Origin of the sequence: Streptomyces sp. NPDC088261 (assembly GCF_044740805.1) — a bacterium.
In the GTDB taxonomy this organism is placed as follows: domain Bacteria; phylum Actinomycetota; class Actinomycetes; order Streptomycetales; family Streptomycetaceae; genus Streptomyces.
Window position 1 is genome coordinate 871072 of record NZ_JBIURL010000001.1, and the last position, 26964, is coordinate 898035.

The 26964-nt window shown below is 72.8% G+C and carries 23 protein-coding genes, 5 tRNA genes and 1 riboswitch; of the genes, 16 read left to right on the plus strand and 12 right to left on the minus strand.

Features of this window, described 5'->3' with window-relative positions; genetic code table 11:
- The first annotated feature begins 517 nt into the window (after positions 1 to 517).
- Positions 518 to 3085, plus strand: a complete 2568-nt coding sequence (locus ACIODU_RS03735; protein ID WP_401763406.1) for an AAA family ATPase — start codon at positions 518 to 520, stop codon at positions 3083 to 3085.
- Positions 3086 to 3145: 60 nt separating this feature from the next.
- On the opposite strand, the gene ACIODU_RS03740 is transcribed toward ACIODU_RS03735, so the two are convergent.
- Both ACIODU_RS03740 and ccrA read right to left on the minus strand, forming a co-directional pair.
- The gene (locus ACIODU_RS03740; RefSeq protein WP_401763409.1) at positions 3146 to 4969 is read right to left on the minus strand and encodes a 3-hydroxyacyl-CoA dehydrogenase family protein; all 1824 of its coding nucleotides are present in this window, start codon (positions 4967 to 4969) and stop codon (positions 3146 to 3148) included.
- Positions 4970 to 4982: 13 nt separating this feature from the next.
- Complete coding sequence (ccrA, locus tag ACIODU_RS03745; RefSeq protein ID WP_401763411.1) at positions 4983 to 6326, minus strand: crotonyl-CoA carboxylase/reductase; 1344 nt, start codon at positions 6324 to 6326, stop codon at positions 4983 to 4985.
- Between the two features lie 292 nt (positions 6327 to 6618).
- Here ccrA and ACIODU_RS03750 point away from each other — a divergent pair, with 292 nt between their 5' ends.
- On the plus strand, positions 6619 to 7380 hold the full coding sequence (locus ACIODU_RS03750; RefSeq protein WP_401763414.1) for a thioesterase II family protein: 762 nt from the start codon (positions 6619 to 6621) through the stop codon (positions 7378 to 7380).
- Positions 7381 to 7467: 87 nt separating this feature from the next.
- On the opposite strand, the gene ACIODU_RS03755 is transcribed toward ACIODU_RS03750, so the two are convergent.
- The 5 genes from ACIODU_RS03755 to ACIODU_RS03775 form a co-directional block, all read right to left on the minus strand.
- Positions 7468 to 7544: transfer RNA gene (locus ACIODU_RS03755), tRNA-Phe, on the minus strand.
- Positions 7545 to 7564: 20 nt separating this feature from the next.
- Positions 7565 to 7639, minus strand: a tRNA-Asp gene (locus tag ACIODU_RS03760).
- Positions 7640 to 7678: 39 nt separating this feature from the next.
- Positions 7679 to 7751, minus strand: a tRNA-Glu gene (locus ACIODU_RS03765).
- Positions 7752 to 7832: 81 nt separating this feature from the next.
- Complete coding sequence (locus ACIODU_RS03770; RefSeq protein WP_401763416.1) at positions 7833 to 9482, minus strand: metallophosphoesterase; 1650 nt, start codon at positions 9480 to 9482, stop codon at positions 7833 to 7835.
- Positions 9483 to 9543: 61 nt separating this feature from the next.
- Positions 9544 to 9894, minus strand: coding sequence for a metallopeptidase family protein (locus ACIODU_RS03775; RefSeq protein ID WP_356431175.1), 351 nt, complete (start codon positions 9892 to 9894; stop codon positions 9544 to 9546).
- A 236-nt stretch (positions 9895 to 10130) separates the two neighbouring features.
- On the opposite strand from ACIODU_RS03775, the gene ACIODU_RS03780 reads away from it, so the two are divergent.
- From ACIODU_RS03780 to ACIODU_RS03810, 7 genes are all read left to right on the plus strand, one after another.
- A complete protein-coding gene (locus ACIODU_RS03780; protein WP_401763419.1) occupies positions 10131 to 10703 on the plus strand; it encodes a CrcB family protein in 573 nt (190 codons plus the stop codon).
- Complete coding sequence (crcB, locus tag ACIODU_RS03785) at positions 10700 to 11068, plus strand: fluoride efflux transporter CrcB (protein WP_356432208.1); 369 nt, start codon at positions 10700 to 10702, stop codon at positions 11066 to 11068. Before ACIODU_RS03780 ends, crcB begins: the two co-directional genes overlap by 4 nt.
- Before the next feature lie 164 nt (positions 11069 to 11232).
- Positions 11233 to 11817 carry a hypothetical protein gene (locus ACIODU_RS03790; RefSeq protein WP_401763422.1) on the plus strand — a complete coding sequence of 195 codons (585 nt, stop codon included), beginning with the start codon at positions 11233 to 11235 and terminating at the stop codon, positions 11815 to 11817.
- A 216-nt stretch (positions 11818 to 12033) separates the two neighbouring features.
- Positions 12034 to 14388 (plus strand): DEAD/DEAH box helicase, encoded by a 2355-nt coding sequence (locus ACIODU_RS03795; RefSeq protein WP_401763425.1) that lies wholly within the window; start codon positions 12034 to 12036, stop codon positions 14386 to 14388.
- 168 nt (positions 14389 to 14556) lie between these two features.
- Positions 14557 to 14629: transfer RNA gene (locus ACIODU_RS03800), tRNA-Lys, on the plus strand.
- A 210-nt stretch (positions 14630 to 14839) separates the two neighbouring features.
- Positions 14840 to 15184, plus strand: coding sequence for a hypothetical protein (locus ACIODU_RS03805; protein ID WP_401763428.1), 345 nt, complete (start codon positions 14840 to 14842; stop codon positions 15182 to 15184).
- 50 nt (positions 15185 to 15234) lie between these two features.
- Positions 15235 to 15816: a hypothetical protein gene (locus ACIODU_RS03810; protein ID WP_401763429.1), complete on the plus strand. Its 582-nt coding sequence runs from the start codon at positions 15235 to 15237 to the stop codon at positions 15814 to 15816.
- A gap of 149 nt (positions 15817 to 15965) precedes the next feature.
- Here the strand turns inward: ACIODU_RS03810 and ACIODU_RS03815 are convergent, their stop codons facing one another.
- Both ACIODU_RS03815 and ACIODU_RS03820 read right to left on the minus strand, forming a co-directional pair.
- A complete protein-coding gene (locus ACIODU_RS03815; protein ID WP_401763431.1) occupies positions 15966 to 16769 on the minus strand; it encodes a RimK family alpha-L-glutamate ligase in 804 nt (267 codons plus the stop codon).
- A 10-nt stretch (positions 16770 to 16779) separates the two neighbouring features.
- Positions 16780 to 17670, minus strand: coding sequence for a RimK family alpha-L-glutamate ligase (locus tag ACIODU_RS03820; protein ID WP_401763434.1), 891 nt, complete (start codon positions 17668 to 17670; stop codon positions 16780 to 16782).
- Positions 17671 to 17944: 274 nt separating this feature from the next.
- Here ACIODU_RS03820 and ACIODU_RS03825 point away from each other — a divergent pair, with 274 nt between their 5' ends.
- Positions 17945 to 18799: an LLM class flavin-dependent oxidoreductase gene (locus tag ACIODU_RS03825; protein ID WP_401763437.1), complete on the plus strand. Its 855-nt coding sequence runs from the start codon at positions 17945 to 17947 to the stop codon at positions 18797 to 18799.
- Between the two features lie 278 nt (positions 18800 to 19077).
- Positions 19078 to 19290: a hypothetical protein gene (locus ACIODU_RS03830; protein ID WP_161310611.1), complete on the plus strand. Its 213-nt coding sequence runs from the start codon at positions 19078 to 19080 to the stop codon at positions 19288 to 19290.
- A 113-nt stretch (positions 19291 to 19403) separates the two neighbouring features.
- Here the strand turns inward: ACIODU_RS03830 and ACIODU_RS03835 are convergent, their stop codons facing one another.
- The gene (locus tag ACIODU_RS03835; RefSeq protein WP_401763551.1) at positions 19404 to 20057 is read right to left on the minus strand and encodes an HAD family hydrolase; all 654 of its coding nucleotides are present in this window, start codon (positions 20055 to 20057) and stop codon (positions 19404 to 19406) included.
- Positions 20058 to 20143: 86 nt separating this feature from the next.
- On the opposite strand from ACIODU_RS03835, the gene ACIODU_RS03840 reads away from it, so the two are divergent.
- From ACIODU_RS03840 to ACIODU_RS03860, 5 genes are all read left to right on the plus strand, one after another.
- Entirely contained in the window at positions 20144 to 20356 is a 213-nt protein-coding gene (locus tag ACIODU_RS03840; RefSeq protein WP_401763440.1) for a hypothetical protein, read from the plus strand.
- Between the two features lie 95 nt (positions 20357 to 20451).
- A tRNA-Met gene (locus ACIODU_RS03845) sits at positions 20452 to 20525 on the plus strand.
- Positions 20526 to 21097: 572 nt separating this feature from the next.
- Positions 21098 to 22234: a PP2C family protein-serine/threonine phosphatase gene (locus ACIODU_RS03850; protein ID WP_401763554.1), complete on the plus strand. Its 1137-nt coding sequence runs from the start codon at positions 21098 to 21100 to the stop codon at positions 22232 to 22234.
- A gap of 264 nt (positions 22235 to 22498) precedes the next feature.
- A riboswitch (cyclic di-AMP (ydaO/yuaA leader) is annotated at positions 22499 to 22652 on the plus strand.
- An 11-nt stretch (positions 22653 to 22663) separates the two neighbouring features.
- Positions 22664 to 23722 (plus strand): M23 family metallopeptidase, encoded by a 1059-nt coding sequence (locus ACIODU_RS03855; protein ID WP_356432193.1) that lies wholly within the window; start codon positions 22664 to 22666, stop codon positions 23720 to 23722.
- An 89-nt stretch (positions 23723 to 23811) separates the two neighbouring features.
- Positions 23812 to 24756 carry an aldo/keto reductase gene (locus tag ACIODU_RS03860; RefSeq protein ID WP_356432191.1) on the plus strand — a complete coding sequence of 315 codons (945 nt, stop codon included), beginning with the start codon at positions 23812 to 23814 and terminating at the stop codon, positions 24754 to 24756.
- A 15-nt stretch (positions 24757 to 24771) separates the two neighbouring features.
- On the opposite strand, the gene ACIODU_RS03865 is transcribed toward ACIODU_RS03860, so the two are convergent.
- Both ACIODU_RS03865 and trmB read right to left on the minus strand, forming a co-directional pair.
- Positions 24772 to 26061, minus strand: coding sequence for a PrsW family intramembrane metalloprotease (locus ACIODU_RS03865; RefSeq protein WP_401763444.1), 1290 nt, complete (start codon positions 26059 to 26061; stop codon positions 24772 to 24774).
- A 50-nt stretch (positions 26062 to 26111) separates the two neighbouring features.
- Positions 26112 to 26927 (minus strand): tRNA (guanosine(46)-N7)-methyltransferase TrmB, encoded by an 816-nt coding sequence (trmB, locus tag ACIODU_RS03870; RefSeq protein ID WP_401763557.1) that lies wholly within the window; start codon positions 26925 to 26927, stop codon positions 26112 to 26114.
- Between the last annotated feature and the right edge of the window lie 37 nt (positions 26928 to 26964).

Consider the following 26964-nt stretch of genomic DNA (forward strand, 5'->3'; position numbering starts at 1 on the left):
ATGACCGGTGTCCAGGCGTTCCGTGCCGCGAAGTCGCGCACCGTGAAGTCCCTGGCCGAGATCCGTCTTCCGCGCCGCCGTGAACACGAACGCATCCCGCGAACGGACCCGGCGAATCCCCCGAACGCCTCCGCGAACCGGCCCCGCGAGCGGCGTTCCGGCGCCCGCCACACCTCCTCGTACCGCGCCGAACGTGCCCTGACCGACCGCGCGTTCCGCCCCGCGAATGGGCTTACGCCGACCCCTGACTTCCGGACAGGAACGGCGTGACGTATTCCCGGGGCGGCCGGCCGCCCACCTACAATCACGAGTGCGGACACACCGCGCCGCAAGACACCCCCTAGGGGGGCGGCCAGTCCTGTCAAGATTGACTAGGGGTCCTCCCCGGGGTCCGTCCCCGGCTCGTACGCGCGCTGGTCCACCCGACAGGTTCCGGCCCCGGGCGGGCTTTGATCTACCTGGCCCACACGCAGGGGCTGGCTGGAAGTCGACTGCCTGGCGAGGAGTGGCGATGGACATGCTGGAGCGATGTCGGGCGAGACACGGTATCGAGGGCCTGTTCTCGCGGGTACGGGAGGGCGCGGGCCGCGCCGCACTCGTGACGGGGGCGCCCGGAATGGGCAAGACCTCACTGATCCGCCACGCCCAGGAGCTGGCCGACGAGGCCGGAGCGGTCGTCCTGACCGCGGTCGCCTCCGCGGCGGAGCGCGACCTTCCCCTCGGCGTCGTCAGCCAACTCCTCGCGGCCGCCCCGCTCCCGCCCGGCCGGGCCGAGGCGCTCACCGAGCCCGCCGAGGGCCCCGCCCCGGTCACGGCCACGCCGGCCGACACCCTCTACCGCCACCTCGCCCACCTCGCCCAGCGGGCGCCCGTGGTCCTCACCGTCGACGACGCGCACGACATCGACGAGCCCTCGCTCCAGTGTCTCCAGCACCTGATACGCCGGGTGGGCGCGCTGCCCGTCCTCGTCGTCCTCGGCGAGCGCGCGGTCGGCGGCCGGCAGGGCAGCTCCGCCCTGACCGCCGAATGCCTGCGCAACCCCGAGTGCACCCTGATCCGCCTCTCCCCGCTGTGCGCGGACTGCACCGTGAGCCTGGTCGCCGAGCACCTCGGCGACGACCGCGCCGCGCGGGTGGCCCCCGCCCTGCGGCGTGCCTCGGGGGGCAGTCCGCTGTTCCTCCAGGCGCTGCTGTGGGACTCCTCCGCCGACCGGCTCACCGGGACCGGGACCCCGGCCGGCGGCGAGCTCTTCCGCGTGGCCGTCCAGTACGTGCTCGACCAGCTCGGCCCCGAGGAGCTGCGGGTCGCCTCCGCTCTCGCCGTACTCGGTGCGTCGGCCACGCACGACTGCCTGGACCGGGTCCTCCAACTCCGCGCGGGCCCCGCGATGTCCGCGCTCGACGCCGTCGGCCTCACCGAGGGCGGGCGGTACCGTACCGAGGCGGCGCGTACCACCGTCCTGGAGCGAACGGCGCCCGGGGAACGCGCCGCCCTGCACCGCGCGGCGGCCCGGGTGCTGCACGAGAGCGGCGCCTCGGCGGCCCAGGTGGCCCAGCACCTCGTCAGCGCCGACCCCTGCGAGGACCCCTGGACCCTCCCGGTGCTGCGCGAGGCCGCCGCCCAGGCGCTCGCCGACCACGACGTGAAGCGGGCCGTCACCTGCCTCCGGCGGGCGTACGACACGAGTACGAGCGCGCGGCAGCGGGCCGCGATCCGCGTCGAACTCGCCCGTGCCGAGTGGGAGACCGACCCCGGCGCGGTCCGGCGCCATCTCGGTGAGCTCCTGGACGACCACGCCCACGGCCACCTGAGCCGCGGGCAGAGCATGACGCTGATCACCTACCTCCTCTGGCTCGGCCGCCCGGAGGAGGCGGCCGCCCTCTTCGCCGATCTGGACGGTGTACGGGACGAGTTGTCCGGCGGACTCCGGGTGCGGCTGGACACCATGCACGTCTGGTTCGCGTACTTCTACCCGGCGCTCGGCGCCCACGAGCACGCGGCGGTGCCCGCCGGGGGATCCGGTCCCGGCGTCGGCGTCATGGCCGTGGACCCGCACCTGGACGGCGCCCTCGTGCTGTCGTCGCTGCTCTCCGAGGGGCCGACCGGCGGGGCGCTCGACGCCGCCGAGCGACTTCTCGAAGGGGTGGTCCTGCACGATCCGCCGGTGGCCCCCGCCATGGCCGCGCTGGTCTCCCTCATCCGGGCCGCCCGGCTCGACCGGGCCGCCGAGTGGTGCGAACTGCTCGTACGCGGAGCCCGTACCCGTACCCCGCAGGTCCGGGCGGTCTTCGCGGCGGCCAGCGCCACCGTCGAGAGCTGGCTGGGCAACTTCGAGGTCGCGCGGCGGCGGGCGGACGAGGCACTGACGCTGATCCCGCCCCAGGCGTGGGGTGTCGCGCTCGGCCTGCCGCTGTCCGCCAAGGTCCTGGCGTGCGCCGAACTCGGCGACATCGACGCCTCGGCCGAGTGCTTCCGCGTCCCCGTGCCCTCCGTGATGTTCCAGACCCTGCCCGGCCTGCACTACCTCCAGGCGCGGGGCCGCCACCACCTGTCCGTCGGCCGGTACCAGGCGGCGCTCGGGGACTTCTACGCCTGCCGCGACCTGATGGCCGCCTGGAAGCTCGACGTCTCCGTGTTCACGGCCTGGCGGGTGTACGCGGCCGAGGCACTGATCAAGGTCGACAGCCCCGGCCGGGCCCGTGAGCTTCTCGCGGCGGAGCTGGCCCAGCCGGACCCGGGCAGCGGCTGGCTGCGCACGCGCGCGCTGACGCTCTTCGCGGAGGTCGACTCCCCGGCCCGGGGCGCGGCGCCGGCTCCGGCCCGGGCCCTCGGACGGCCCGTGAGCCCGTCGCCCGTACGGCCCCCCGAGCCCGCGCCCCCGTTCGCCGAAGGGCTCACCCGCGCCGAACACCGGGTCGCCCTGATGGCCTCGGACGGGCTGACCAACCGCGACATCGCCGAGCGGCTGTTCATCACGCCCAGCACGGTCGAGCAGCATCTCACGCACATCTACCAGAAGTTGGGCGTGCGGGGGCGACGGGCCCTGCCCCAGGCGCTCGCGGACCGGACCGGCCTCCGGCACTGAGCGCCCGGCGTCAAGGACCGGGCGGTCGGTCGGTCGGGAGCAGGGTCCGGGCGGCCGGCGTCAAGGACCGGGCGGCCGGGTGAAGCCGGCACCGGTCTTGCGGCCGAGGCAGCCCTGCGCCACCAACTGCTCCAGTGCCACCGGCGGTTCACAGCCGTTCTCCGGGAACTCCAGGTGCAGCCTCCGCAGGATGGCGAGCGAGACGTCCAGGCCGATGCCGTCGAGCAGCGTGAAGGGCCCCAGGGGGAAGCCGAAGCCACGCCGTACCGCCGCGTCGATCTCCTCGATGCCGGCGTCCGCCCGGTCCAACAGCCGTACGGCGTCGGCGAGATAGGGGAACAGCAGGTGGTTCACGATGAAGCCCGCGCGGTCCCCGCATTCCACCACCATCTTGCCCAGCCGGTCGCAGAAGGCACGGGCGACCGCCATGCTGTGATCGCTCGTCGCCGGGGTACGGACCAGCTCGACCAGCCTCATGACCTGAGCCGGGTTGAAGAAGTGCAGGCCCAGGGCGTCGCCGGCGCGCCCGGACACCTGGGTGCAGTGCTCCACCGACAGGCTGGACGTGGTGGTGGCGAGCAGGGTGCCGGGACGGCACACCGAGCCGAGCGAGGCGAAGAGGGACCGTTTGACCACAAGATCCTCGGTGGCCGCCTCGATCACCAGGTCGCAGTCGCCCAACGCCGCGGTGACGTGCGTGCTTTCGAGTAACGAGAGGGCGCGCGCCTTGTCGTCGGCGTGGATCCTGCCCCGGCGTACGGACCTGGTGAGCGAGGCCTCGACGGCGGCCATGGCGAGCCGCGCCTTCTCCGGGGAGCGGGCCACCAGGACGGTGGACACCCCGGCCAGCGCGGCGCACTCGGCGATGCCCCGGGCCATGGTCCCGGATCCGAACAGGCCCACCCGCCCGACGGCCACGCCCGGTTCGGCCGCCGCGGTCCCGCCGTCCTGGCCGGTCCCGCCGGTCCCGCCGGTCCCCGTACCCGCTGCAAGGCGGCCGCCCTCCTTGTCGTACGGGTAGAAGCCCTGCCCGCTCTTACGGCCGAGGGCGCCGCCCCGCACCATCGAGGTGATCAGCGGCGCGGGCAGGAACCTGGCGTCTCCGGTACGGGAGTGCAGGTCGGACAGGACCGCGTGCGCGGTGTCCAGGCCGATGTCGTCGAGCAGTTCCAGCGGCCCCACGGGCAGGCCGCAGCCCAGGCGCATGGCGGTGTCGACCGCTTCCCGCCCGGCGTACCCCTGCGCGACCATGGCGACGGCACGGTTGAGGAACGCGTACACGAGGTCGGTCGCCGCACGGCCCGCCGCCCCGCCCAGGGAGCCCGGCGTGAGGCCGGCCGTCGCCAGCAGCTCCGCCAGGACGGCCAGGGCGTCGCTCTCGCTCATGGAGGTCGGCACCGCCTCGACGGCCGCACCGGCGCGCACGGGCCGCAGCATCCGCAGCCCGAGGGTCCGGCCCGGGCGCCCCGAGGCGATGGCGAGGCGGGCCAGCGGCAGCGAGGCGGTGACGCTGACCAGGACCGTGGCGTCCGGGCAGACGCTGTTGAGGCGGCGCAGTACGTGGGACTTGACCGCCAGGTCCTCGGACACGGCCTCGATCACCAGGTCGGCGGAACCGAGAGCCGCGGTGTCATTGGTCAGCCGGTACGCGCCCGGACGGTCCGCGACCTCCGGTCCGCCCGAACCGTTTGAGCCGCCGGGGCCGCCCGATCCATCCGAACCGCCCGGGCCGTCCGCCTTCATGCGCTGGTCCACCGCCGCCACCACGTCGAGTTCGCGGTCCACGCCGACGACGTCGTACCCCGCCCTGTTCAGCAGGCGGAGCAGGGGTTCCCCCACGGAGCCGAGACCGACGACTCCCACCACGGATGTCTTCCGGGCCATGTTCGTGCTCTTTTCAGTTCGCCGCGACGCGGAAGCGGTTGATGGCGTCGAGGTGCTGGGCGCGCTTGTCGTGGTCGCGGACGCCGAGGCCTTCGGCGGGGGCGAGGGCGAGGACGCCGACCTTGCCCTGGTGGAGGTTGCGGTGGACGTCGTAGGCGGCCTGGCCGGTCTCTTCGAGGGGATAGACCTTGGAGAGGGTGGGGTGGATCTTGCCCTTGGCGACGAGGCGGTTGGCCTCCCAGGCTTCGCGGTAGTTGGCGAAGTGGGAGCCGATGATGCGCTTCAGGGACATCCACAGGTAGCGGTTGTCGTACTCGTGGGTGTAGCCGGAGGTGGAGGCGCAGGTGACGATGGTGCCGCCCTTGCGGGTGACGTACACGCTCGCGCCGAAGGTCTCGCGGCCGGGGTGTTCGAAGACGATGTCGACGTCCTCGCCGCCGGTGAGTTCGCGGATGCGCTTGCCGAACCGCTTCCACTCGCGCGGGTCCTGGTGGTGCTCGTCCTTCCAGAACGCGTAGTCCTCGGCGGTGCGGTCGATGATCGCCTCGGCGCCCATCCGGCGGCAGATCTCCGCCTTCTGAGGGCTGGAGACGACACAGACGGGGTGGGCGCCGCCGGCGAGGGCGAGCTGGGTGGCGTACGAGCCGAGTCCGCCGCTCGCCCCCCAGATCAGGACGTTGTCGCCCTGCTTCATCGCCGCGCCGTTGCGCGAGACGAGCTGGCGGTACGCGGTGGAGTTGACGAGTCCGGGGGCCGCCGCCTCCTCCCAGCTGAGGTGCTGGGGTTTGGGCATCAGCTGGTTGGACTTGACCAGGGCGATCTCGGCGAGTCCGCCGAAGTTGGTCTCGAAGCCCCAGATCCGCTGTTCGGGGTCGAGCATGGTGTCGTTGTGGCCGTCGCTCGACTCCAGTTCGACGCTCAGACAGTGCGCGACGACCTCGTCCCCGGGGTGCCAGGCGTTCACGCCGGGTCCGGTGCGCAGCACGACACCCGCCAGGTCCGAGCCGATCACGTGGTACGGCAGGTCGTGGCGCTTCGTCAGGTCGCTCAACCTGCCGTACCGCTCCAGGAATCCGAAGGTCGGCAGCGGCTCGAAGATCGAGCTCCACACCGAGTTGTAGTTCACCGACGACGCCATGACGGCCACCAGGGCCTCGCCGGGGCCGAGTTCGGGAACCGGGACCTCTTCGACGTGCAGTGACTTCCGCGGGTCCTTGTCCGCGGACCGCATGCCGTCGAACATCCCCGTGTCTCCTTTGCGGATGACGACGCCCCGATAGCTCTCCGGAACCCTCAGGTTCGCGAAATCGCCGGACGTCGCCTCGCGGGAAAGGACGGCGCTCACTATGTCTTTCACGTGGGATACCTCAAGGAAGGAGGAAGGAAGAGGAGTGGGCCGGGGAATCGCGCGGGTATCTGTCCATCACCTTGGAGCCCGCCACCCAGGACCCTAGGCCCCGCCAAGGAGCCGTAATACCCCTAAATTCCGGCTCCCCGTTCCGTACCCCCTACAGGTTTTCCCCGTGCCGAAGCGCCCGGGGAAATAGGGGGTTGCCGGTGGGCCGCGCGCTCCCGCAGTGTCGTCGCGCGGCCGCGCGGCCGCGCGCCGTACGGACCGTACGGCGCCACCGGAATCAGGCGGGGCGGGAATGACCGACACCAAGAATGACGGCGCGGCGTGGATACGACGGTTCCATCCATCTCCCGCCGCCGACGCGCGACTGATGTGTTTCCCGCACGCGGGCGGCTCGGCGAGTTTCTTCTTCCCGGTGTCGAAGGGCCTGGCGCCCCGCGTGGAGGTGCTGGCGACGCAGTACCCCGGGCGCCAGGACCGCCGGGCGGAGCCGAACGTCCCCGACATGGGCCAACTGGCCGACAGGGCGGCCGAGTCGCTGCTTCCCTGGACCGACAAGCCGTACGCGCTGTTCGGGCACAGCATGGGGGCCACGCTCGCCTACGAGGTCGCGCGCAGGCTCCAGGACGCCGGGCGGCCCGCCCGGGCGCTCTTCGTGTCCGGCCGGCGGGCGCCGCACCGCAATCGGGACGACGGGCTGCACCTGCTCTCCGACGAGGAGATCGTCGCCGACATCGGGGCCCTGGACGGCACGGGCGACCAGGTGTTCGGTGACGCGGAGCTGATGGGCCTGCTGCTGCCCGCGATCCGCAGTGACTACCGGGCGGCGGAGACCTACCGGTACGCCCCCGGGCCGGTCCTGACCAGCCCCGTGCACGCCCTGACGGGGTTCTCCGACGCGCGGGTCGACGTGGGGGAGCTGCACCACTGGAAGGAGCACACCGAGGCCGGGTTCGAACTGACGGTGTTCTCCGGCGGCCACTTCTACTTGGTCGAGCGGCACGAGGAGATCCTGGAACTGGTCCGCGCCCGCCTCTTCGAGGGCGCCGTCACGTGACCGCGTACACGCTTCCCGCGGCCCCCGCCGGCGACACCGGGAACGAGAACGCCCCGGACGGCGTGCCGTCCGGGGCGTTCCTGTCTCTGGTGGCTGGGGCCGGGATCGAACCGGCGACCTATCGCTTTTCAGGCGATCGCTCGTACCAACTGAGCTACCCAGCCACGCGGCCTCACGGCCGCAGCGGTCCTGACGGGATTTGAACCCGCGGCCTCCACCTTGACAGGGTGGCGAGCACTCCAAACTGCTCCACAGGACCAAGCAATGTGCGAGAACGAGTCTCGCACACGGTGACACGTACCCCCAACGGGATTCGAACCCGTGCTACCGCCGTGAAAGGGCGGCGTCCTGGGCCACTAGACGATGGGGGCTAATGGGCCCGCCTGGGCGCTTCGGCAGCGCGTCGGGGACGTGAGAAGCATATGGGATCGCGGAGATATCGCCAAAACGTATTAGGGGGAGGGGGTGGGGGGCCGTGAGGGGGCGGCGGGCGAGGGGGTCCCGGTGCTCGCCGGCGCGCTCGGGGACGGGCCTCCGCCCGGGGGGCCCGCCTCCTGGGGGAGGTGGCGGCTCACCTCCGCCGTCGTCAGGCCCAGCCCGCCCAGCGTGATCTCGTCCCAGGCCTGGAGCCGCTTGGTCGTCCGGTCCAGGTAGAGGATCGAGGCCCGTACCTTCTCCGGCTTGTCGTTCTGTACGGCGCGCAGCCCGCCGCCGCCCGTCGACCCCTCGATCTTCAGGCGCGTACCGAGCGGCATGATCTCGGTCTCGCGGTGGTGGACGTGCCCCGCCAGGACGAGCGGGACCAGGCCGTCCGTCTCCCGCGCCGCCACCGGTTCGTGCGCGACCGCGATGTCCACGGGCGTGCCGGCCTGCCGCTGGTCGCGGAGGGCCGAGGCGAAGCGGATGCCCGCCATGCGCTCCGCCGGGTCGCCCTGCGCCTTCACCGAGCGGTCGGGGGTGAACTGCGGGTCGCCCGTGCCCGCGATGCGGACCCCGCCGACGGTCACGGCCCGGCCCTCGTCCAGCACCCGGACGTTCTTCATGCGCTGGAGGTAGCGCTGGGTGGTCAGGGAGTCGTGGTTCCCGCGGACCCAGACATAGGGGACACCGAGGTCCGCGATCGGGTCCAGGAAGCCGTTCTCGGCGGCGGAACCGTGGTCCATCGTGTCGCCGGAGTCGATGACGACGTCGATCCCGTACTGCTCCACGAGCGACCCGATGATGTGCCAGGCGGCCGGGTTGAGATGGATGTCGGAGACGTGCAGGACGCGCAGGGTGGTGGGGTCCGGGGCGTACGCGGGGAGGGTGGCGGTCGCGTCGTACAGCTTCGTCACATTGGTGACCAGCCGCGCCAGCTCCTTCTGGTAGACGTCGAAGTCGGTGACGATCGAGCGCGCGCTGCCGACGACCTGCGGGGCGGAGGAGAGCAGGCCGGAGAACCTGGGCTCCAGGACCGATTTCGGGTTCCAGGTGGCGTACGCGCCCGCGGCGGACGCCACCAGCAGCGTGAACGCGAGGCCGCCGGCGGCCAGGGCGCGGCGGGGACGGCGGTAGACGGCGAGCGCGAGGGCGGTCGCGCCGGAGACGACGGCGACACCGGACCGTACGGCCAGCTCCGTCGCCCCGGCCCCGACGTCGTGCGCGACCTCCTCCTGGAGGCCCGAGAGGCGCTCGGGGTGGTCGACGAGGGCCTGGGAGCGGACGGGGTCGAGGCGGTCGACGTCGACGTCGAGGCGCAGGGGCGCGTGGTGCGAGGCGAGTTCCAGTGAGCCGAGGGGCGAGACGTTGATCTTGGTGCCGCCGGTCAGGGACGGCCGGAGGGCCATCTTGGTGTCCATCGGGCCGATGGGCGTCCTGACGCCGCCGACCGCGAGCAGGCCGAGCCAGGCGCCGAGGAGGACGACGGCGAGGAGGGCGACGGAGCGGGTGAAGGGGTGGGGGGCTGGGAGGAGGGTGTGGGCGGGAGTGGGGCGGCCGGGCTCGGGGCGGGTCGGGACGAGGCGTGCGAGCCGGGCCCGGAGGCCGGTGGGCGTGGCGCGGACGGGGGAACGGTCTGCATCACGGGCCATTGGGCGCGTATGCCCAAGGCCGGGTCGCGCCATGCGCGGCGGGTGGGGGCGTGCGGCGCGGGTGGGGTCGGCGGGGCCCGTGGGAGGCGCGGCGCTACCCCCAGCCGAGCTCGTGGAGGCGTTCGTCGTCGATGCCGAAGTGGTGGGCGATCTCGTGGACCACGGTCACGGCCACTTCGTGCACCACGTCCTCCGTGGTCTCGCAGTAGCGGAGGGTCGGGCCCATGTAGATGGAGATGCGGTCGGGCAGGACCCCCGCGTACCACTCGCCGCGGTCGGTCAGGGGGGTGCCCTCGTAGAGGCCGAGGAGTTCGGGGTCGTCGGCGGCGGGTTCGTCCTCGACGAAGACGGCCACGTTGTCCATCACCCGGGTCAGCTCCGGCGGGATCCGGTCCAGGGCCTGGCTCACCAGTTCTTCGAACGCGTCGCGCGTCATCTCCAGCACCCGGCCATTGTCCGTGAAGATCGCGTGTCGTGGGGGGCCGGGACGAGCGGGATGTGGGCGAGCACAATGAGCGTCATGGCCGTACGTCCCCCGACCTCGCCCGCCGCGGGGCCCGCATGAGCCCGCCCGCTTCGGGACCGGCGGGTCCGGAGCCGCCCGATCCGGAGCCGCCCGATCCGGAGCCGCCCGATCCGGAGTCGTCTGTTCCGGATCCGCCGGGGGAGCGCCCGGGCCCGATGGACCCGGACGTCGACCTGCGCCTGCCCGCCCACCGCGCCGAGACCCGCGCGGGCCGGCGGGGCCCGGTGCTCGCCGTCATCTCGGTGGGCGGCGCCGCCGGGGCCTCCGCGCGGTACGGCGCCGACGTGCTCTGGCCCACCGCCCCCGGCGCCTTCCCCTGGACCACCTTCGGGATCAACGTGCTCGGCTGCGCGCTGATCGGCGTCCTGATGGTCCTGATCACCGAGGACGGCCGGTCGGCGCATCCGCTCGTACGGCCGTTCCTCGGGGTGGGCGTGCTGGGCGGCTTCACGACCTTCTCCACGTACTCCCTGGACTTCCACGACCTGCTGAGACGTCACGAGGACGCCAGGGCCGCGGCGTACGCGGCCGGGACCCTCGCCGGAGCGATGACGGCGGTCTGGGCGGCGGCGCTGGTGACCCGGTGGGCGGTACGGCGCGGGGGCGGCGGCTCGCCCGGGCCCGGGGGCGGTACGGCCCGGCCCGGCGGCGGTTCGCCCCGATCCGGCGGCGGTTCGCCCCGATCCGGCGGCGGGGTGGCCCGGCCCGGCGGCGGGGCGGTCCGGTGAACTGGCTGCTGGTGATCGCGGGCGCCATGGTGGGCGCGCCCCTGCGGTACCTGACGGACCGTACGGTCCAGGCGCGGTGGACCGGCCGCGAGGACTTCCCCTGGGGCACCTTCACGGTGAACGCCGGCGGGAGTCTGGTCCTCGGCTTCGTGTCCGGCGCGGCGGTCTCGTCCGGGACGTTCGCGCTGATCGGTACGGGCTTCTGCGGCGCGCTGACGACGTACTCGACCTTCTCGTACGAGACGCTGCGGCTGGTCGAACTCGGCCGCGGGTTCCTCGCCGCGGTGAACGTGGCCCTGTCGGTCCTCGCCGGACTCGGCGCGGTGCTCCTCGGCGTCGAGCTGGCGCGGAGCTGGGTGGGATAGGCGCCTCCGCGCGCGCCGGTCGCGCCCGCACGCCCGGGTCGGCGCCGGTCGCGTCCTCACGGCCGTGTCCCTCGCGGCGCAAAGGGAGTTGGACGGGAAAAGCAGTGAACCCTTCCCTCCGCCGTCGGCGGGGGGCTCCGTCCCGTGTCCCGGAGGTGCCTCTCGTGCGCCAGTTGTCCGCCCCAGGCCGTCTCGTCGTCGGCCTCGTCACCTCCCTGGCGGTCGCGTCCTCCACGGGATGCATGAGCGTCGGCGCCGACGCGGGGAAACCGGCCCCCTCGCGCTCGGCGGGGAGGCACGGCGCCGCGGTCGCACCGGACGGTGGTACGGGCGAGGCGCCCGGCGGCTCCGGCGGAGAACCGGGGCGTACGGAACCGGGCGGCGGCGACCGGGTCCACGCGGACCGGGAGGGCACGGCCAAGGAGGTCTCGCCGACGCCCAGTTCCTCGCACCGGCCGGCCTCGCCCGCGCCGTCGAAGGGCGTACCGCCGCAGCCGGGGAAGCCGACCCCGCCGCCGTGGAACGAGCCGCAGCCGACGAAGGAGCCCACCCGCCCGGCCCCGCCGCCGTCCGACCCGCCCCCGCCGCCGCCGCCGAGCCCCGAGCCCCAGCCGGAGCCCGATCCGGAACCGACCGTACTGCCGTCGGCGTCTCCCGCCGCCAACCTGCGGGCGGTCGAGCTGTTCCCGGGAGACGGAACCGGAATGCGGAAGATGCCAACGGCGTCCCCACAGGTGGGGCCGGTGTGACGGGAGGCCCGGACCAGCCCGCCTGCCTGCTGGTTTGCCTAAGTGGGGGGAAGGTGCGTATGGTAGTAGATCGTTTGATCATTGCCTGGCGCCGACACAGAAGAGCGCCGCGTGGCGCGTACTCTCCCTTGCCGTGGCTGACCGCATTGAGGCGGTCGATTTGCGAATCACGGAGTTTGGGCGCGTGCCGAGACTCCGGAAGGTTTCGCATTTCGCATGTCCATTTCCAGTACTGACCACACCGTCATGCCCGAGAACGAGTCCACCGGGACCGTCGCGGGAAGCACCACCGAGATGTCCGCCGAGATCACCGCGATCGTGGAGATCGTGGAGGACGACGCGGAGACGGCGGTCGCCGAAGAGGCGGCCGACTCCGACTCCACCGAGACCGTCACCGACGCCTCGGACACCACCGACCTCGGCGAATTCTCCGACGACGACCCTGAGCTTCCCGAGGTCCCCGCCGGCCCGCCCGGCGTCACCTTCGGCGACCTCGGCCTCCCCGAGGGCATCGTCCGCAAGCTCGGACAGAACGGTGTCACCGCGCCCTTCCCGATCCAGGAAGCGACCATCCCGGACGCCCTGGCCGGCAAGGACATCCTGGGCCGCGGACGTACCGGCTCCGGCAAGACCCTCTCCTTCGGCCTGCCGCTGCTGGCCACGCTGGCCGGCGGCCACACCGAGAAGCGCAAGCCGCGCGGCATCATCCTCACCCCGACCCGTGAGCTGGCGATGCAGGTCGCGGACGCGCTCCAGCCGTACGGCGACGTGCTCGGCCTGAAGATGAAGGTCGTCTGCGGCGGTACGTCCATGCAGAACCAGATCTACGCGCTGGAGCGCGGGGTCGACGTCCTCGTCGCCACCCCGGGCCGGCTGCGCGACATCATCAACCGCGGCGCGTGCTCGCTGGACCAGGTCCAGATCGCGATCCTCGACGAGGCCGACCAGATGTCGGACCTGGGCTTCCTGCCCGAGGTCACCGAGCTGCTCGACCTGGTGCCGAGCGGCGGCCAGCGGATGCTCTTCTCCGCCACCATGGAGAACGAGATCAGCACGCTGGTCAAGCGCTACCTGACCAACCCCGTGCACCACGAGGTCGACAGCGCCCAGGGCAACGTCACGACCATGACCCACCACGTGCTCGTGGTGAAGCCGAAGGACAAGGCGCCGGTCACGGCCGCGATCGCCGCCCGCAAGGGCCGCACGATCATCTTCGTACGGACGCAGCTCGGCGCCGACCGTATCGCCGAGCAGCTCAGCGACTCGGGCGTGAAGGCCGACGCGCTGCACGGCGGGATGACGCAGGGTGCCCGTACCCGCGTGCTGGAGGACTTCAAGAAGGGGTACGTCAACGCGCTCGTCGCGACCGACGTGGCCGCGCGCGGCATCCACGTGGACGGCATCGACCTGGTGCTGAACGTGGACCCGGCCGGGGACCACAAGGACTATCTCCACCGCTCGGGCCGTACGGCGCGCGCCGGCAAGTCCGGTGTCGTCGTCTCGCTGGCGCTGCCGCACCAGCGGCGCCAGATCTTCCGGATGATGGAGGACGCGGGCGTCGACGCCTCGCGCCACATCGTCGCGGGGGCCGGCGTGTTCGAGCCGGAGGTCGCCGAGATCACCGGCGCCCGTTCGCTCACCGAGGTCCAGGCGGACTCCGCGAACAACGCGGCCAAGCAGGCCGAGCGCGAGGCCGTCGACCTGACCAAGCAGCTGGAGCGCGTCCAGCGCCGTGCCGTCGAACTCCGCGAGGAGGCCGACCGCCTGGTCGCCCGCGCGGCGCGCGAGCGGGGCGACGACCCGGAGGCGGCGGTGGCCGAGGTGGCCGCCGAGGCCGAGCGCGCGGTGGCGGAGGCCGCCGCGGCGGCCGCGGCCGTACCGGCGCAGCGCGAGGAGCGCCGCGAGAGCCGCGACGACCGGGGCAACTTCGGCCGTCGTGACGACCGGGGCGGCGACCGCAGGGACGACCGCGGCGACCGCCGGGACGACCGGGGCGAGCGCAGCGGCCGGGGCGGCGCGCGGGGCTACACGCCGCGTGACGGCGGCGGCAGGGAAGGCGGCTTCAACCGCGACCGTACGAACAGCGACCGTCCGAGCGGTGGTTTCCAGCGTCGCGAGGACCGCCCGAGCGGCGGCTTCCAGCGCCGTGACGACCGCCCGGCGGGCGGCGGCTTCAACCGCGACCGTACGAACAGCGACCGTCCGAGCGGTGGCTTCCAGCGTCGCGAGGACCGTCCGAGCGGCGGCTTCCAGCGCCGTGACGACCGCCCGGCCGGCGGCGGCTACAACCGCGACCGTACGAACGACCGCCCCGGCGGCGACCGTCCGGGCGCGGACCGCCGCGACGACCGTGGCGGCCGCCCCTTCGAGCGCCGCGAGCACCGCCCCACGGGTGACCGCCCGGTCAACCGCGACCGCCGCGACGACCGCCCGACGACCGGCTTCCGCGCCGCCGCGTCCCACGACCGCCCGACGGGCCGCCGTGACGACCACCGGGGCGGCACGACGGGCACCGGCACCGGCTCCTTCGGCCGCCGCGACGACAAGCCCCGCTGGAAGCGCGGCAACTGACCCGCACCCCGCACCACCCCGCTGAGTGAGCAGGGCCGGCCGGACACCCCCTCCCAGGGGCACCCGCCCGGCCCTGCCCCACCTCCGCACAAGAACGCGACGCCCCCACACCCGATACCCGATCGGCTCCCGCCGCCGGGCGGGCTATGCTCGTGGGTGTCGCGCCGAGGGCCGTTAGCTCAATTGGCAGAGCAGCGGACTTTTAATCCGTTGGTTGTGGGTTCAAGTCCCACACGGCCTACTACGTCAGGCGCCGCCTCAGGGCGCCCTTGACCGGCGATTTGAGTGCCCCGGCCGTCTGCGGACAGCCGGGGCACAGTGCTGCCGGGGCTGCGGCTCGTAGCGGGGGATCACTCGCCCGTACGGACGCCATCGCCTCCTCGCGCGGCCCCTCCGGAGCAGAACGCGGAAGTCGCCGTGAGGCCGGGGAAGTCCGGCGATGATGAGGGGCATGACGAATGGGCAGCGGCTGGCGCTCGGGGCGACCGGGCTGGCGATGGGACTGCTGGCGGGAGGGTTCTCCTTCCTCAGCTGGGAACGTGCCGATCAGCTCGCGGGCGTGATCTCCGCGCTGGTGACCGTGGCCGCGCTCGGGGTCAGCGTGTGGGCGGCCCTCGCCGGACCCGGCGGGTCCTCGATCCGGGTGTCGAACACGGGGACGGCGAGCGCGACCGGGGGCGGGAGGGCGAACAGCGGAGCCATCACGTCGGTCCCTCCCGGCACGGTGACGGTCGAGGGGACCGGTGAAGCGCGGGCCGACGGCGGATCGGCCAACACAGGGTACGAACAGCGGTAGTCGACCAAAACCGTGGGGCAGGACGGGTGGCGGGGGTAGAACGGTTGCGAGTGGCGCGCACCGGTCGGGCGGATGCTTCGGGTCTGCTCGCGCTGGCGAACAGCGGAGTGATGGGCGATGTCACGTTGAGCCCTCCGAAGGTTCCCCGTTCGGGTTATCTGTTGCAGGTCGAGGCCATCTCCGCCGCTGCATTCGCCGACCGCGGCGACGAGTTGGAGGACATGGCCGCCTTCTGCGCGGCGGAGGACATCCCGGGATCCGAGGATCCCGCCCTCTCCTACTGGCGGTGGCTCGCTCCGGCCTGGGCGGGGAAGTCCGCCCTGATGGCCCACTTCGTCCTGCACCCACCGCCGGACATCGACATCGTGTCCTTCTTCATCACCGCTCGGCTGGCACGGCAGAACGACCGTGCGGCGTTCTGCGAGGTCGTCCAGCGTCAGCTGTACGCGCTGATCGGCGAGGAAGAACCCATGGCCACCGCGTACGGCGGTGACGAGCAGCTCCGCCTCGCCCTGGACCGCGCGGCGCGGGTCTCCATGGAACACCGAAGCCGAACTGGACGGCTACCGCGACCGTCTGCACACCTGGGCCGAGTCGTGGCACCGGCGTGGCTGGCCCGAGCGATCGCCTGAGTATCTTCTCCGGGGTTAACGCAGCGCGATGGGACCGCATGGTGGCGGCCGTCGGCCACCTCGCACCCCAGAACCTGACGACGTTCGCCGACCGGTTGATGCAAGCCGGGCGCTGAGGCCGCGTGAGCGGACGTGCGGACACGGCCGACTCAGCGCGCGCGTCCCGTCGCCAGGGCCGCCAGGGCCTCTGGGGCGCCCGGTTGGTTTCTTATGCCGGGGAACGCGTTGATGTCCACGATCAGCGGGGTGCCCGTGGGGGTGGTGATCAGGTCTACTCCGTAGACCTCCAGGGCGAAGACCTTGCCGACCGTACGGACCAGGGTGAGCCAGGCCGGGGGGAGCGTGGTGGGGGTCAGCGGGGGTGGAGGAGGGGGCGTGGGGGTGGTGGCCAGTTCTGAGCGGCGGTGGGTGGCGAAGATCTGGTCGGCTATCACCCAGAGTTTGTGGTCCCAGCCGCTGTTCGGGGTGAACTGCTGGATCACCACGGGTTCTTCCGGCCACCGGGTCGCCAGGGCCCGGAGCTGGGTGGGGGTGTCCGCCCTGGTCACCAGGTCCTCCCGGCGGCTGTGGCGGCTCTTCACCATCAGGGGGAAGGGGAGGGCGAGCGTCGGCCGGGACGTCAGGTCGGTCAGGGTGCCCGGGGTGTGGGTCCGGGCGAAGGGGAGGCCCGCCCGCAGGGCCAGGTCCGCCATCGCCGTGCGGTCCTGGCACAGTTCCGTCGCCGCCGCCGAGTTGAGCACCCTCGCGCCGCGTTCCTCGAACGAGCGCGCCAGGGCCAGCGCCCGGGGCGTTCTGGACTTCAGCAGGTAGACGTCCGCCAGGGGCGTGGTGGGGTGCGGGGGACGGGGATCTGCCGGGTTCTGGTGCGTCACCTTGTGGGTCGGTTCGAGGAGGGTTTCCGTTGCCGCCAGCAGGGGGTGGTCCGGGCGGGGGGTCAGAAAGCAGATTCTCATCGGCGGTCGCTCATCTGCCGTCCCCCGCCACCGCGGGGACCGGAGTCTGGTGCGGTGGGAGGGCCGGGAGAGGCGGGGGTACGGACTCGCTTCCCCCGCGCGCCAGGTTCAGGATCGCCCTGCCCACCCTCGCCGCCGCGTCCGGCACCTGGCGGAAGCTGGGGAAGTCGTTCACGTCGACCACCACCGGGCCGTCCGGGCCCAGGAGGACGTCCACGCCGTACAGGTCCAGTCCGTACACCGCCCCGACCTCGGTGACGATTCCGGCCACTTCCGAGGAGAGCGGCACGCGCCGCTCCCGGGTCGCGCGGTCCGGGTGGAGCGGGGAGTCGCGCTCGGTGGCGTACAACTCGCCCCCGACGCAGTACACCTTGAGGTCCGTTCCCGAGTTCGGTACGTACGGCTGCGCTATCAGCATGCCCTCGGCGGCCAACTCCCCCCGTATCTCGGCCATCCGCTCCGGCGACGCCACCAGCCGTACCGCCCGGCCCGAACTCCCGTCGGCCGGCTTGACCACCAACGGGTAGGCGGAGGAAGGGATGTCGGCGAACGCGTCCGGGTGCGACGCCGCGTACGTCATCGGCAGCGGAAGGCCCCGGTCGTGGCCGATCGCCGCCGCCACCGCCTTGTCCCTGACCCCCCGTATCGCCCTCGCGTCGTTGACCGTTGTCAGGCCGGCGCGGGCCGCCGCCTCCAGCAGCGACAGGCCGGGACCACCCGAGACCGTTTTCAGCACCCAGGCGTCGTGACTGCCCGCCCGTACGACGTCGGACAGCGGCAGCAGCGCGCTCCCGGGACGCAGGACGTCCACCCGGTGCCCCCACGCGACGAGTTGGGCGATCACCTCGACGGGCATGCCGTCGTAGCGGTACTGCTCCTCCACCAGAAAGCAGAGTCTCATCGAGCTTCCCCGTAACCCCGGACGACCGAGACGACCGAGCATCGTGGCCGAAAACGCTGTGACACTACAGAGGTCATGATCCGCCTCGCGGTTCCCCGCCCACGCACCAGCCCCGCCGCGGAGGGTGGTCGGGGAGGTTCGGTGGGCCCGGGGAACGCGGGAGGAATCCTCCTCGGGGAAGGCGAGGCGTCGAGGCGGTGAGGGGTCGCCCGCCGGACAATCGGCCTGAGCCGGATGTCGTCCGGACGCCCGTCGACCGCAAGGAGCGCAGTTCGTGAAAATCGGTATCGGACTCCCGAACCAGACCCGTGACGTGCGATCCACCGTCATCCCCGAGTGGGCCCGGCGGGCCGAGGAGGCCGGGTTCTCGACGCTGGGCAGCGTCGGCCGGATCGCCTACCCGGGGGTGATGGACACGGTGGCGCTGGCCGTCGCCGCAGGGGCCACGCGCCGTATCGGTCTCCTCAGCACCCTCCTGCTCGGCCCGGTGTGGCCCCCGGTCCTGCTGGCGAAGGAGGCGGCGAGCATCGACGGCGTCTCGGGCGGCCGGCTCACCCTCGGGCTGGGCCTCGGGGGGCGCCCGGACGACTTCGTCGTCGACGGTCTCGGCGCGCGCGGCACCGGCAAGCGGCTCGACCGGGACGTCGAGACGTACAAGAGCGTCTGGCGCGGCGAGGTGCCGGACGGCTGTGACAACCCGCTGGTGCCGGCGGGCACCCGTGAGGTGCCGCTGCTCTTCGGCGGCGGCGTACCGGCGTCCTTCGCGCGCGCCGCCCGGTCCGGTCAGGGGTACATCGGCGCTTCGCTGCCGCCCGCCATGATCGGTCCGGCTTTCGACGGGGTACGCGCGGCCTGGCGGCAGGCCGGCCGCCAGGGGTCGCCGTACCTGGTCGCCATCGCCTACTTCGCCGTCGCGGACGCGGAGGCGGGCACGCACAGCGTCCGTGACTACTACACGACGGCCGGTCCCGAGGCCGCCGAACTCCTGGCCTCCACCGTGCGGGGAGGGGCCGCGGCGATCAAGGAGGTGGTGCGGGCCTTCGAGGACCTCGGCGCCGACGAACTCATTCTCAATCCGACCAGTGATGACCTGGATGAAGTGGCGCGCCTGGCCGACATCGTCCTCTAGGGCGTGTCCGCGAAGGGGGGTCGCCCTGGGCCGGCCTCGTCGGCTGGCGCCCCGCCTGTGCCCCCGCCTCCGCCGGCGGGTGGGCGCCGACGGGGCGCCCGGTGGGCGGCGGGTGGGCGGCGCTCGGTGAGCGGTCGGTGAACGGTCGGGAGTAGCGGCCGGGAATGGCGGCCGGGAGTGGCGGTCGGGGTGGGTTTGTCCGGGGCGGGGGGCCGGGCCGGCAAAGAAGTGGGCCCCAGATGCTGCGGTCGGGGCGAGATCGTCGCACTCTTGGCCGTATGAATGACATACCGATCGTCGTACACCGGGCGTCCGGGACAGGCGGCCGTCGGGTCACCGTCCGCGGGCGCATCATGGGGCTCGCCCACTCGGACGACCACCTGGTCGAGTTCCTGCGCCTGGCCGGCCTGCCCGACGCGTGGGATCTCCTCGACGATCCCACCTGGGTGGAGTGGCAGGGCGGTCAGGCGCACGAGTACGCGGCGGGGTGAGGCGGCCCGTCCGGGGCGACCCGTCCGAGGTGACCCGTCCGAGGTGACCCGTCCCTCGCGGGCGTGAGCCGAGGCGGCCCGTCCCTCGTGGGCGTGAGCCCGTCCCTCTCCCCTCACCCCTTCTCGCGCGCCGCCCGCACGATCGGCGTCAGCTGCGTCAGGTTGTCGACCCGCCAGTCCGCCGCCGCGACCACCTCCGGGTCGTCCGCCCACCGGTAGCCCCACGGGCCGCGCCGCAGATGGGCCGTGCGCAGGCCGGCGAGCTGGGCGGGGAACAGGTCGTACGCGGGATGGTCCCCCACGTACAGCGTCCGCTCGGGCGGTGCCTGGGCCGCGTCCACGACCCGGGCGAAGAACTCCCGGGTCGGTTTGGCGACCTCCCAGTCGCCCGAACCGGTGACGAGGTCGGTCGGGAGGTCTAGGCGGCGCAGCAGCTCCAGGGCCCGTACGGTCTGGTTCCCGGCCAGGACGACCCGGACGCCGAGCGCCCGTAACGAGGCCAGAGCGGGCCGTACGTCCGGGTAGAGGTCCGACTCGTCGAGGTGTTCGCCGCGTCCCGCGCTCTCCCTGGCGCGGTACGCCTCGCCGATGTCCATGCCGGGTTTGATCAGCCGCAGGGCGTCGTCGCCGTCCCTGTTCTGCGCCGTCACGACACCGACCAGGGCGGAGATCGTGTGCCGGGGGACGCCGAGCCAGTCGGCCCAGGAGGCCCACTGCCGGTCGTCGCGTACGAGGGTCTCGCCGACGTCGAACACGATGGTTTCAATCACCGGTGCCACCCTAGGGGCTGACGGGTGGCGGTCAGGGGGACACGCTCTGCCGATTGTCAGTGGCCCCCCGTAGCCTTACCTCCATGTCCGCTTCATCGTTCGACTCGTCCGCGTCCTCCGGTACCGGCACCCCCGCCGGCGCTCCCGTGCGTTCCGCCGCCGTCGTCAATGTGGAGATCCGCGCCCTCTGGACGCGCGCCGGCGGCGCGCTGTCGGCCGCCGAGCAGGAGCGCTACCAGCGGCTTCTCGTGGAATGGGCCGCCGCCGTGCGGGCCGATGTGGTGGAAGCGGCGTAGGGCCAGTTCGGCAGGGGGAGGCGGGGCCCGGCGGCCCGGGGCACCCGTAAATGGGAATGATCTTGGTCTGGATGGCGTAGAGTCAGGTTTACCGACGCGGGGTGGAGCAGCTCGGTAGCTCGCTGGGCTCATAACCCAGAGGTCGTAGGTTCAAATCCTGCCCCCGCTACTCAGTAGGACCGAAGGCCCGGATCCCGGTGGATCCGGGCCTTCGGCGTTCGGGGCCTCCGCGCTCCCGGCGTCCGACGCTCCCGGCGTCCCCGCTCTCGGCGTCCCCGCTCTCGGCGTCCCCGCTCCCGGCGTCCCGCTCCCCGCGTTCCCGCGCGCGGTGACGCCTCCGCGCGGGCCGCCGCGTACGGTGAAGGGGCAGAGGTGGAGCGATCGGGCCGTAGCCCACTCGGTCGATGGCGACTCGCCGCCCGGCGCGGCGGCGACCAGCCTGAGACGAGCGCGGTACCGTCCGCGGCCGAAGCCGGACCGGGCAGGAGACCACAGGTGGGGAAGCTGAGGAAACCGGGGCTGAGAAGGCCGGGGAAGGGCAGCGGTGGCGCGGGCTCCGGCTCGGGCGGTACGCGCCCCGCCACCGGTACGCCCCGGCCGCCCGGCCCCGCCACCGGTGGTCCCGCCACCGGCCCCGCCGGCAGCTTCGGCACCCGCTTCGAAGGCGGCTTCGACCCCTCCGGCGGTACCGGCAGCACCCCGGTCGCGGCCACCGGCGGCCGGATCCCGGACGGCGGCTTCATCGACCGGGGCGTGACCGCCGAGCCCGGCCGTATCGGACGCAGGGTCGTCCGCTACCTGCCCGCGCTGGTGATCGTCGTCGGAGTGATCTTCGACTCGGCGACCCCCACCCGCTTCACCGCGTCGCCCTTCTTCTGCTCCGCGCCCCTGGTCGCGGCCCCGTTCTTCACCCCGCTGGGCACCCTGCTCACCGGCGTCGCCGCCCTCTGCACCGAACTGGTCCTGCGCCTCGTCGACGGTACGGTCGGCAGCGCCGACGCCATCACCGAGCTGCTGACGGTCCTCACCGTCTCCGTCCTCGCGCTCGGCATCAACCGGGTCGTGCGCCTGAGCGGCGAGCGCCTCGCGTCCGCCCGCATCATCGCCGAGACGGCCCAGCGCGCCGTGCTGCCCAGACCCGCCGACCGGATCGGCGGACTGCACATCGCGGCGCGGTACGAGGCGGCGCAGGAGGGGGCGTTCATCGGCGGGGACCTGTTCGCCGTCCAGGACACGCCGTACGGGGTGCGTCTGGTGGTCGGGGACGTACGGGGGAAGGGCCTGGAGGCGGTCGAGACGGTGGCGGTGGTCATCGGGGCGTTCCGGGAGGCGGCCGAACAGGAGGGGTCGCTGGAGGGGGTCGCGCAGCGGCTGGAGCGTGCCCTCAGACGGGAGGGGACGCGGCGGGACGGGGTCGACGTCTTCGAGGGCTTCACCACCGCCGTACTCGCCGAGATCCCGAACGGCGAGGCGGTGGTACGGCTGGTCAACCGCGGCCACCCCGAGCCGCTGCTGACCCACGCGGACGGCGCGGTGGTGATGCTGGCGCCCGGCGACCACGCGCTGCCGCTCGGGATGAGCGAACTGGGCGCGTGGCCGGACCGCGCGGACGAGGAGCCGTTCCCGCCGGGGGCGACCCTGCTCTTCTACACGGACGGCCTGTCCGAGGCGCGCAACGCGCTGGGCGTCTTCTACGACGCGCGGGAGCGGCTGTCCGGCCGGATCTTCCCGGGGCCCGACGAGATGCTGGACGCGCTCATCGGGGACGTACGCGTGCACACGGGCGGCGGCAACACGGACGACATGGCGCTGCTGGCGGTCAGCCGGCCCGTCCAGGGGCAGCCGGAACGGCGCAGGACGATGCCGGTCGTGCCCTAGGCATCCCTTCGTCCGCGCCGTCTTCGGGACGCTCCGTGATCGCCGCGTACCGCTCCGCACAACGTCTGACCGGCCGTCAGAAACCTCTGACCCCCCGGGTGGCCACCGGAGACGAGCAACTCGCCCGCTTGCGCCTCGATGTGTCCCGGTACGTCCGTTGCGGATTCGTTAACGATCATCCGGAACAGCTTGGAATAAAGCCCATGTCTCTATTAACGTTCGATAACGCAGCGCGGTCGTCCCAGCCGTCGTAAGGACGGCGCCGTGCCGCACGCGCCGAATCCCGCGAGGGAACCGGGGAACCACCAATTGGGGTGAATCGGGAGCTTCTTGCTGCCTTGTGCCGCGAGAGCACCCGTAGGAGACCTTCCTGCTCCGAACCCGTCAGCTAACCCGGTAGGCGAGAAGGAAGGAAAGGAGCGCGCCCCCGTGGCGTCCAACAAGCCTGCCCTCGAAGCCCCCTTCGAAACCGAAACCTTCGAACCGCCCGCCTTCGGCGCCGAAGCGGACCGGACCTGGGGCGAGTGGAATCCCACCGAGGACTCCCTGCTTCCCCCCGTACGAGGCAGGCACCGCGTCGCCAAGCAGCGCGGCCTCGCCCGCAGTTCCACGGTCCTCGGCGTCGGCGTCCTCGCCGCCGTCGGTGCGGGCGGCATCGCCACCGCGCAGGACAAGCCCGCCGTCTCCATATCCCTGCCCGATGCCATCACGGACAACCTTCCCGCGGCCAAGTCGTTGCCGGGCGTGGGTTCCCTGGGTACGGAAGAGGCCAAGCCGAGCGCCCTCGCCACGGACCCGCTGACCACGGCGGGCATGACCACCGCGGACTTCCAGTCGGGCGCCACCGACGCCGGCGAGGCGCTGCGCGCCCGGATCCTCCAGCAGGCCGAGTCGCAGCAGGCCGAGGCCGACGCCACGGCCAAGGCGGCCGAGCAGGCGGCGGCGGCCGAGAAGGCCGCGGCGGACGCGGCGAAGCGCCAGACCGAGGCCGAGAAGAAGATCCAGGCCGCGAAGGACAAGGCGGAGGCCGAGGCCAAGGCCAAGGCGGCCGCCAAGGCCGAGAAGGAGCGCCTGGCCAAGCTGGCCGAGAGCTACACCCTCCCCGTCGTCTCGTACACGATCACCTCCACCTTCGGCCAGGCCGGCTCCATGTGGTCCTCCGGCTACCACACCGGGCTGGACTTCGCGGCCCCGACCGGTACGCCGATCAAGGCGGTCCACAGCGGCACGGTCCAGTCGGCCGGCTGGTCGGGCTCGTACGGCTACCGGACGGTGCTGGAGCTGGACGACGGTACGGAACTGTGGTTCTGCCACCAGTCCTCGATGACCGTTACCGCCGGCCAGAAGGTCTCCACGGGCGAGGTCATCGGCCGCGTCGGCGCGACCGGCAACGTGACGGGCCCGCACCTGCACCTGGAGGTCCACGCCCCGGGCGGCACGGACATCGACCCGATGGGCTGGCTCCAGAGCAAGGGCCTCAACCCGTAGCAAGGGCCTCAACCCGCAGCGTTGTTGACGGGGGGCCGGAATGACGGGGGCCGGAATAGCGTCCGGCCCCCGCGTCGTTGGGGCAGTTCATGACAGATCTCCGTACCCTCGGCTCCTCCGACCTCCGGGTCTTCCCCCTCTCCCTCGGCGGCAACGTCTTCGGCTGGACCTCCGACGAGGCCGAATCCTTCGCCGTCCTGGACGGATACGCCGCCGTCGGCGGCAACTTCGTGGACACCGCCGACACGTACTCCTCCTGGGCCCCGGGCCACGAGGGCGGCGAGTCGGAGACCGTCCTCGGGAACTGGATCGCCGCGCGCGGCAACCGCTCCGAGGTGGTCGTCGCGACCAAGGTCGGCTCCCACCCCCGGTTCAAGGGCCTGCGGGCGGCCACGATCAAGGGGGCGGCCGAGGAGTCGCTGCGCCGGCTGCGTACGGACTACATCGACCTCTACTACACGCACTTCGACGACCCCGAGGTGCCGGTCGAGGAGATCATCACCGCGCTGGACCAGCTGGTGAAGGACGGCAAGGTCCGGGCGATAGCCGCCTCCAACCTCAGTACGGAACGGCTCGCCGCGTCCCTCGCCTTCTCCGAGAGCGAGGGGCTGGCCCGGTACGAAGTCCTCCAGCCGCGCTACAACCTGGTCTCCCGCGACACGTACGAGGGCCCGCTCCAGGACCTCGTGGCCGAGCATGGCCTGTCCACCGTGCCGTACTCCTCGCTCGCGGCGGGCTTCCTCACCGGCAAGTACCGCCCCGGGACGACGGTCGACAGCCCGCGCGCGGCGGGGGCGGGCGCGCACCTGGAGACCGAGCGCGGCCGGGCCGTGCTCGCCGCGCTGGACCGGGTCGCCGGGGCCCGCGGCGTCGAGGTCGGCACCGTAGCGCTGGCGTGGCTGGCGGCGCAGCCCACCGTGGTGGCGCCCCTGGCGTCCGCGCGGACCGTCGAGCAGCTGCCCGTACTGCTGGCGGCGACCGGACTGGAGCTGACGGCTGAGGAGTTGGCGGACCTGACCGCCGCGTCTGCTTAGCCTGTACGGGAGTTGTCAGTCGCGGTACGGGTTGTAGCCGTCGTAGTCGATGTACGGCGGCGGCACCCGTACCCGGCCCGTGGCCCGCGCCGCGTACGTGAGCGCGGGCCCCGCGATTCCTCTGCGCTGCCACAGGTGGTGCAGCAACTCCCGTTCCCGCTCGGCGAAGTCGGGCGCGCCGGCCTCCCGCTCGGCCCGGTGCCGCAGGAAGGCCAGGGACGTCGCGAACGCCTCGTACTCCCCGACGGCCCTGGCCGCCCGCGCCCCGTACGTACGGCCCGCGAAGTCCCGTGCCATCGTGCGCGCCCGCATCGAGGAGAGCGCGAGCGGCGCGGCGGGGACCAGCCAGCCGGCGGCGGAGTACGCGGGCAACTCGGCGGAGATCGTGCGCAGTTCGCGCTGCCTGCTCCAGATCGCCAGCCAGGTGACCAGACCGAGGACCGGGACCATGAACGCGGCGTACACCAGGTAGAAGCCGTACGGGCCGAAGAGCGACGTCGAGCCGTTCCACAGCGCGTGCAGGCCCATCGCCAGCACCAGGCCCAGCGCCGGCAACACCCCTCTGCGCAGCCTGCGGTGACGGGGTGTCACCGCCGCCAGCCCGAAGCCGATGCCCGTCAGCACGGTGAAGAGCGGGTGGGCGAAGGGCGACAGCACGATCCGTACGACGAAGGTGGCGACGGTCATCGAGGTGAGGCCGGAGCCGCCGGTGTACTGGTCCTCACCGAAGGCGTTGCCGAGATAGAGGATGTTCTCGGTGAACGCGAAGCCAGTGGCGGAGAAGCCCGCGACCACCACGCCGTCCACCAGCCCGGTGAACTCCCGTCTGCGGAACAGGAAGATCAGCAGGATCGCGCCGGCCTTCGCGCTCTCCTCCACGACCGGCGCTATCACCGTGGCGCCGAGGGACTCCGCGCCCCGTGGGTCGGCCGTCGCGCTGGCGATCCAGCGGGTGGCCAGGGAGTTGGCGAGGATCGCCACCAGGGCGGCGGCGCAGGCGCCCCAGGCGAACGAGAACAGCAGGTTGCGCCACGGGCCCGGCTCGACCCGGTCCAGCCAGCGGAAGACCGTCATGAGCAGCGGTACGGGCAGGACGGCGAGGCCGAGGCCGACGAGGAAGCCCTCGGTGCCGGTCTGGTCGCGGACGAGCAGGAGGATCACCAGCCCGCACAGCGCGAGCGTGGTGATCACCGCCGTCGCCCTGACCGCCCGGTGGGCCCAGAACGTACGGCGGCGCCAGAACACGCGGCGCGGCAGGGCGGGCCCGCCGTCGGGCGCGGGGGACTGCGGGGGCGGTGCTGACACCTGTCGACCCTAACCAGCGGCACCGGCGTCTGGCGACGGCGCCTGATCGACTACTCCGCGTCACCCGGGGGCAGTTGGGCCGCCGGGGTGGGGCGCGGGGCCGACGTGGGCGGGGGCGTGGACGCGGGCGCGGGCGTGGGCGCCCGGCGGAACAGCACGTCGTGCACCGCGTGCCCCTTGTCGAGCCCCTGGCCCTCGAACCGGGTCAGCGGCCGGTACGCGGGGCGCGGCGCGTAACCGCCGTCCTCCTGGGTGTTCTCGAAGCCGGGGTGGGCCGTGAGGAGTTCCAGCATCTGTTCCGCGTACGGCTCCCAGTCGGTCGCGCAGTGCAGTACGGCCCCGGGCCGCAGCCGGTCCGCGGCGAGGTCGAGGAACTCCGGCTGGATCAGCCGCCGCTTGTGGTGCCGGGTCTTGGGCCAGGGGTCGGGGAAGTAGACGCGCAGCCCGTCGAGGGAGGCGGCCGGCAGCATCTCCCTGAGCAGGATGATCGCGTCCCCGTTGGCGACCCGGATGTTGGACAGCCCGTTCCGCTCCGCGAGACGGATCAGGTTGCCCTGCCCGGGGGTGTGCACGTCCACGGCGAGGATCCCGGTGCCCGGGTCGGCGGCGGCCATCTGCGCGGTCGCCTCGCCCATCCCGAAGCCGATCTCCAGGACGACGGGCAGCCCGCCGAACAGCGCGGCCGGGTCGACGGCGCGCTGCCCGTCGACGTCGAGCCCCCAGGAGGGCCACTTGCGGCGCAGCGCGTCGGCCTGCCCGGCGGTCACCCGGCTACGGCGCGGCTGGAAGCTGCGGATACGCCGCTCGAAGTGCGACCCGGCCGGGTCGGCGGCGGGTCCGGTGCCGTTGGGGAACATCCGGCTCATGACCGTGCCGTGGTGGGCGGCGATCCGCTTGGCGGTG

What these genes read in the sequence shown, in the direction of transcription:
- ACIODU_RS03735 (WP_401763406.1), top strand. Translation starts at nt 518, where the DNA reads ATGCTGGAGCGATGTCGGGCGAGACACGGTATCGAGGGCCTGTTCTCG.
- ACIODU_RS03740 (WP_401763409.1), bottom strand. Translation starts at nt 4,969, where the DNA reads ATGGCCCGGAAGACATCCGTGGTGGGAGTCGTCGGTCTCGGCTCCGTG.
- ACIODU_RS03750 (WP_401763414.1), top strand. Translation starts at nt 6,619, where the DNA reads ATGACCGACACCAAGAATGACGGCGCGGCGTGGATACGACGGTTCCAT.
- ACIODU_RS03770 (WP_401763416.1), bottom strand. Translation starts at nt 9,482, where the DNA reads ATGGCGCGACCCGGCCTTGGGCATACGCGCCCAATGGCCCGTGATGCA.
- ACIODU_RS03780 (WP_401763419.1), top strand. Translation starts at nt 10,131, where the DNA reads ATGGACCCGGACGTCGACCTGCGCCTGCCCGCCCACCGCGCCGAGACC.
- ACIODU_RS03795 (WP_401763425.1), top strand. Translation starts at nt 12,034, where the DNA reads ATGTCCATTTCCAGTACTGACCACACCGTCATGCCCGAGAACGAGTCC.
- ACIODU_RS03805 (WP_401763428.1), top strand. Translation starts at nt 14,840, where the DNA reads ATGACGAATGGGCAGCGGCTGGCGCTCGGGGCGACCGGGCTGGCGATG.
- ACIODU_RS03815 (WP_401763431.1), bottom strand. Translation starts at nt 16,769, where the DNA reads ATGAGAATCTGCTTTCTGACCCCCCGCCCGGACCACCCCCTGCTGGCG.
- ACIODU_RS03820 (WP_401763434.1), bottom strand. Translation starts at nt 17,670, where the DNA reads ATGAGACTCTGCTTTCTGGTGGAGGAGCAGTACCGCTACGACGGCATG.
- ACIODU_RS03830 (WP_161310611.1), top strand. Translation starts at nt 19,078, where the DNA reads ATGAATGACATACCGATCGTCGTACACCGGGCGTCCGGGACAGGCGGC.
- ACIODU_RS03840 (WP_401763440.1), top strand. Translation starts at nt 20,144, where the DNA reads ATGTCCGCTTCATCGTTCGACTCGTCCGCGTCCTCCGGTACCGGCACC.
- ACIODU_RS03860 (WP_356432191.1), top strand. Translation starts at nt 23,812, where the DNA reads ATGACAGATCTCCGTACCCTCGGCTCCTCCGACCTCCGGGTCTTCCCC.
- trmB (WP_401763557.1), bottom strand. Translation starts at nt 26,927, where the DNA reads ATGAGCCGGATGTTCCCCAACGGCACCGGACCCGCCGCCGACCCGGCC.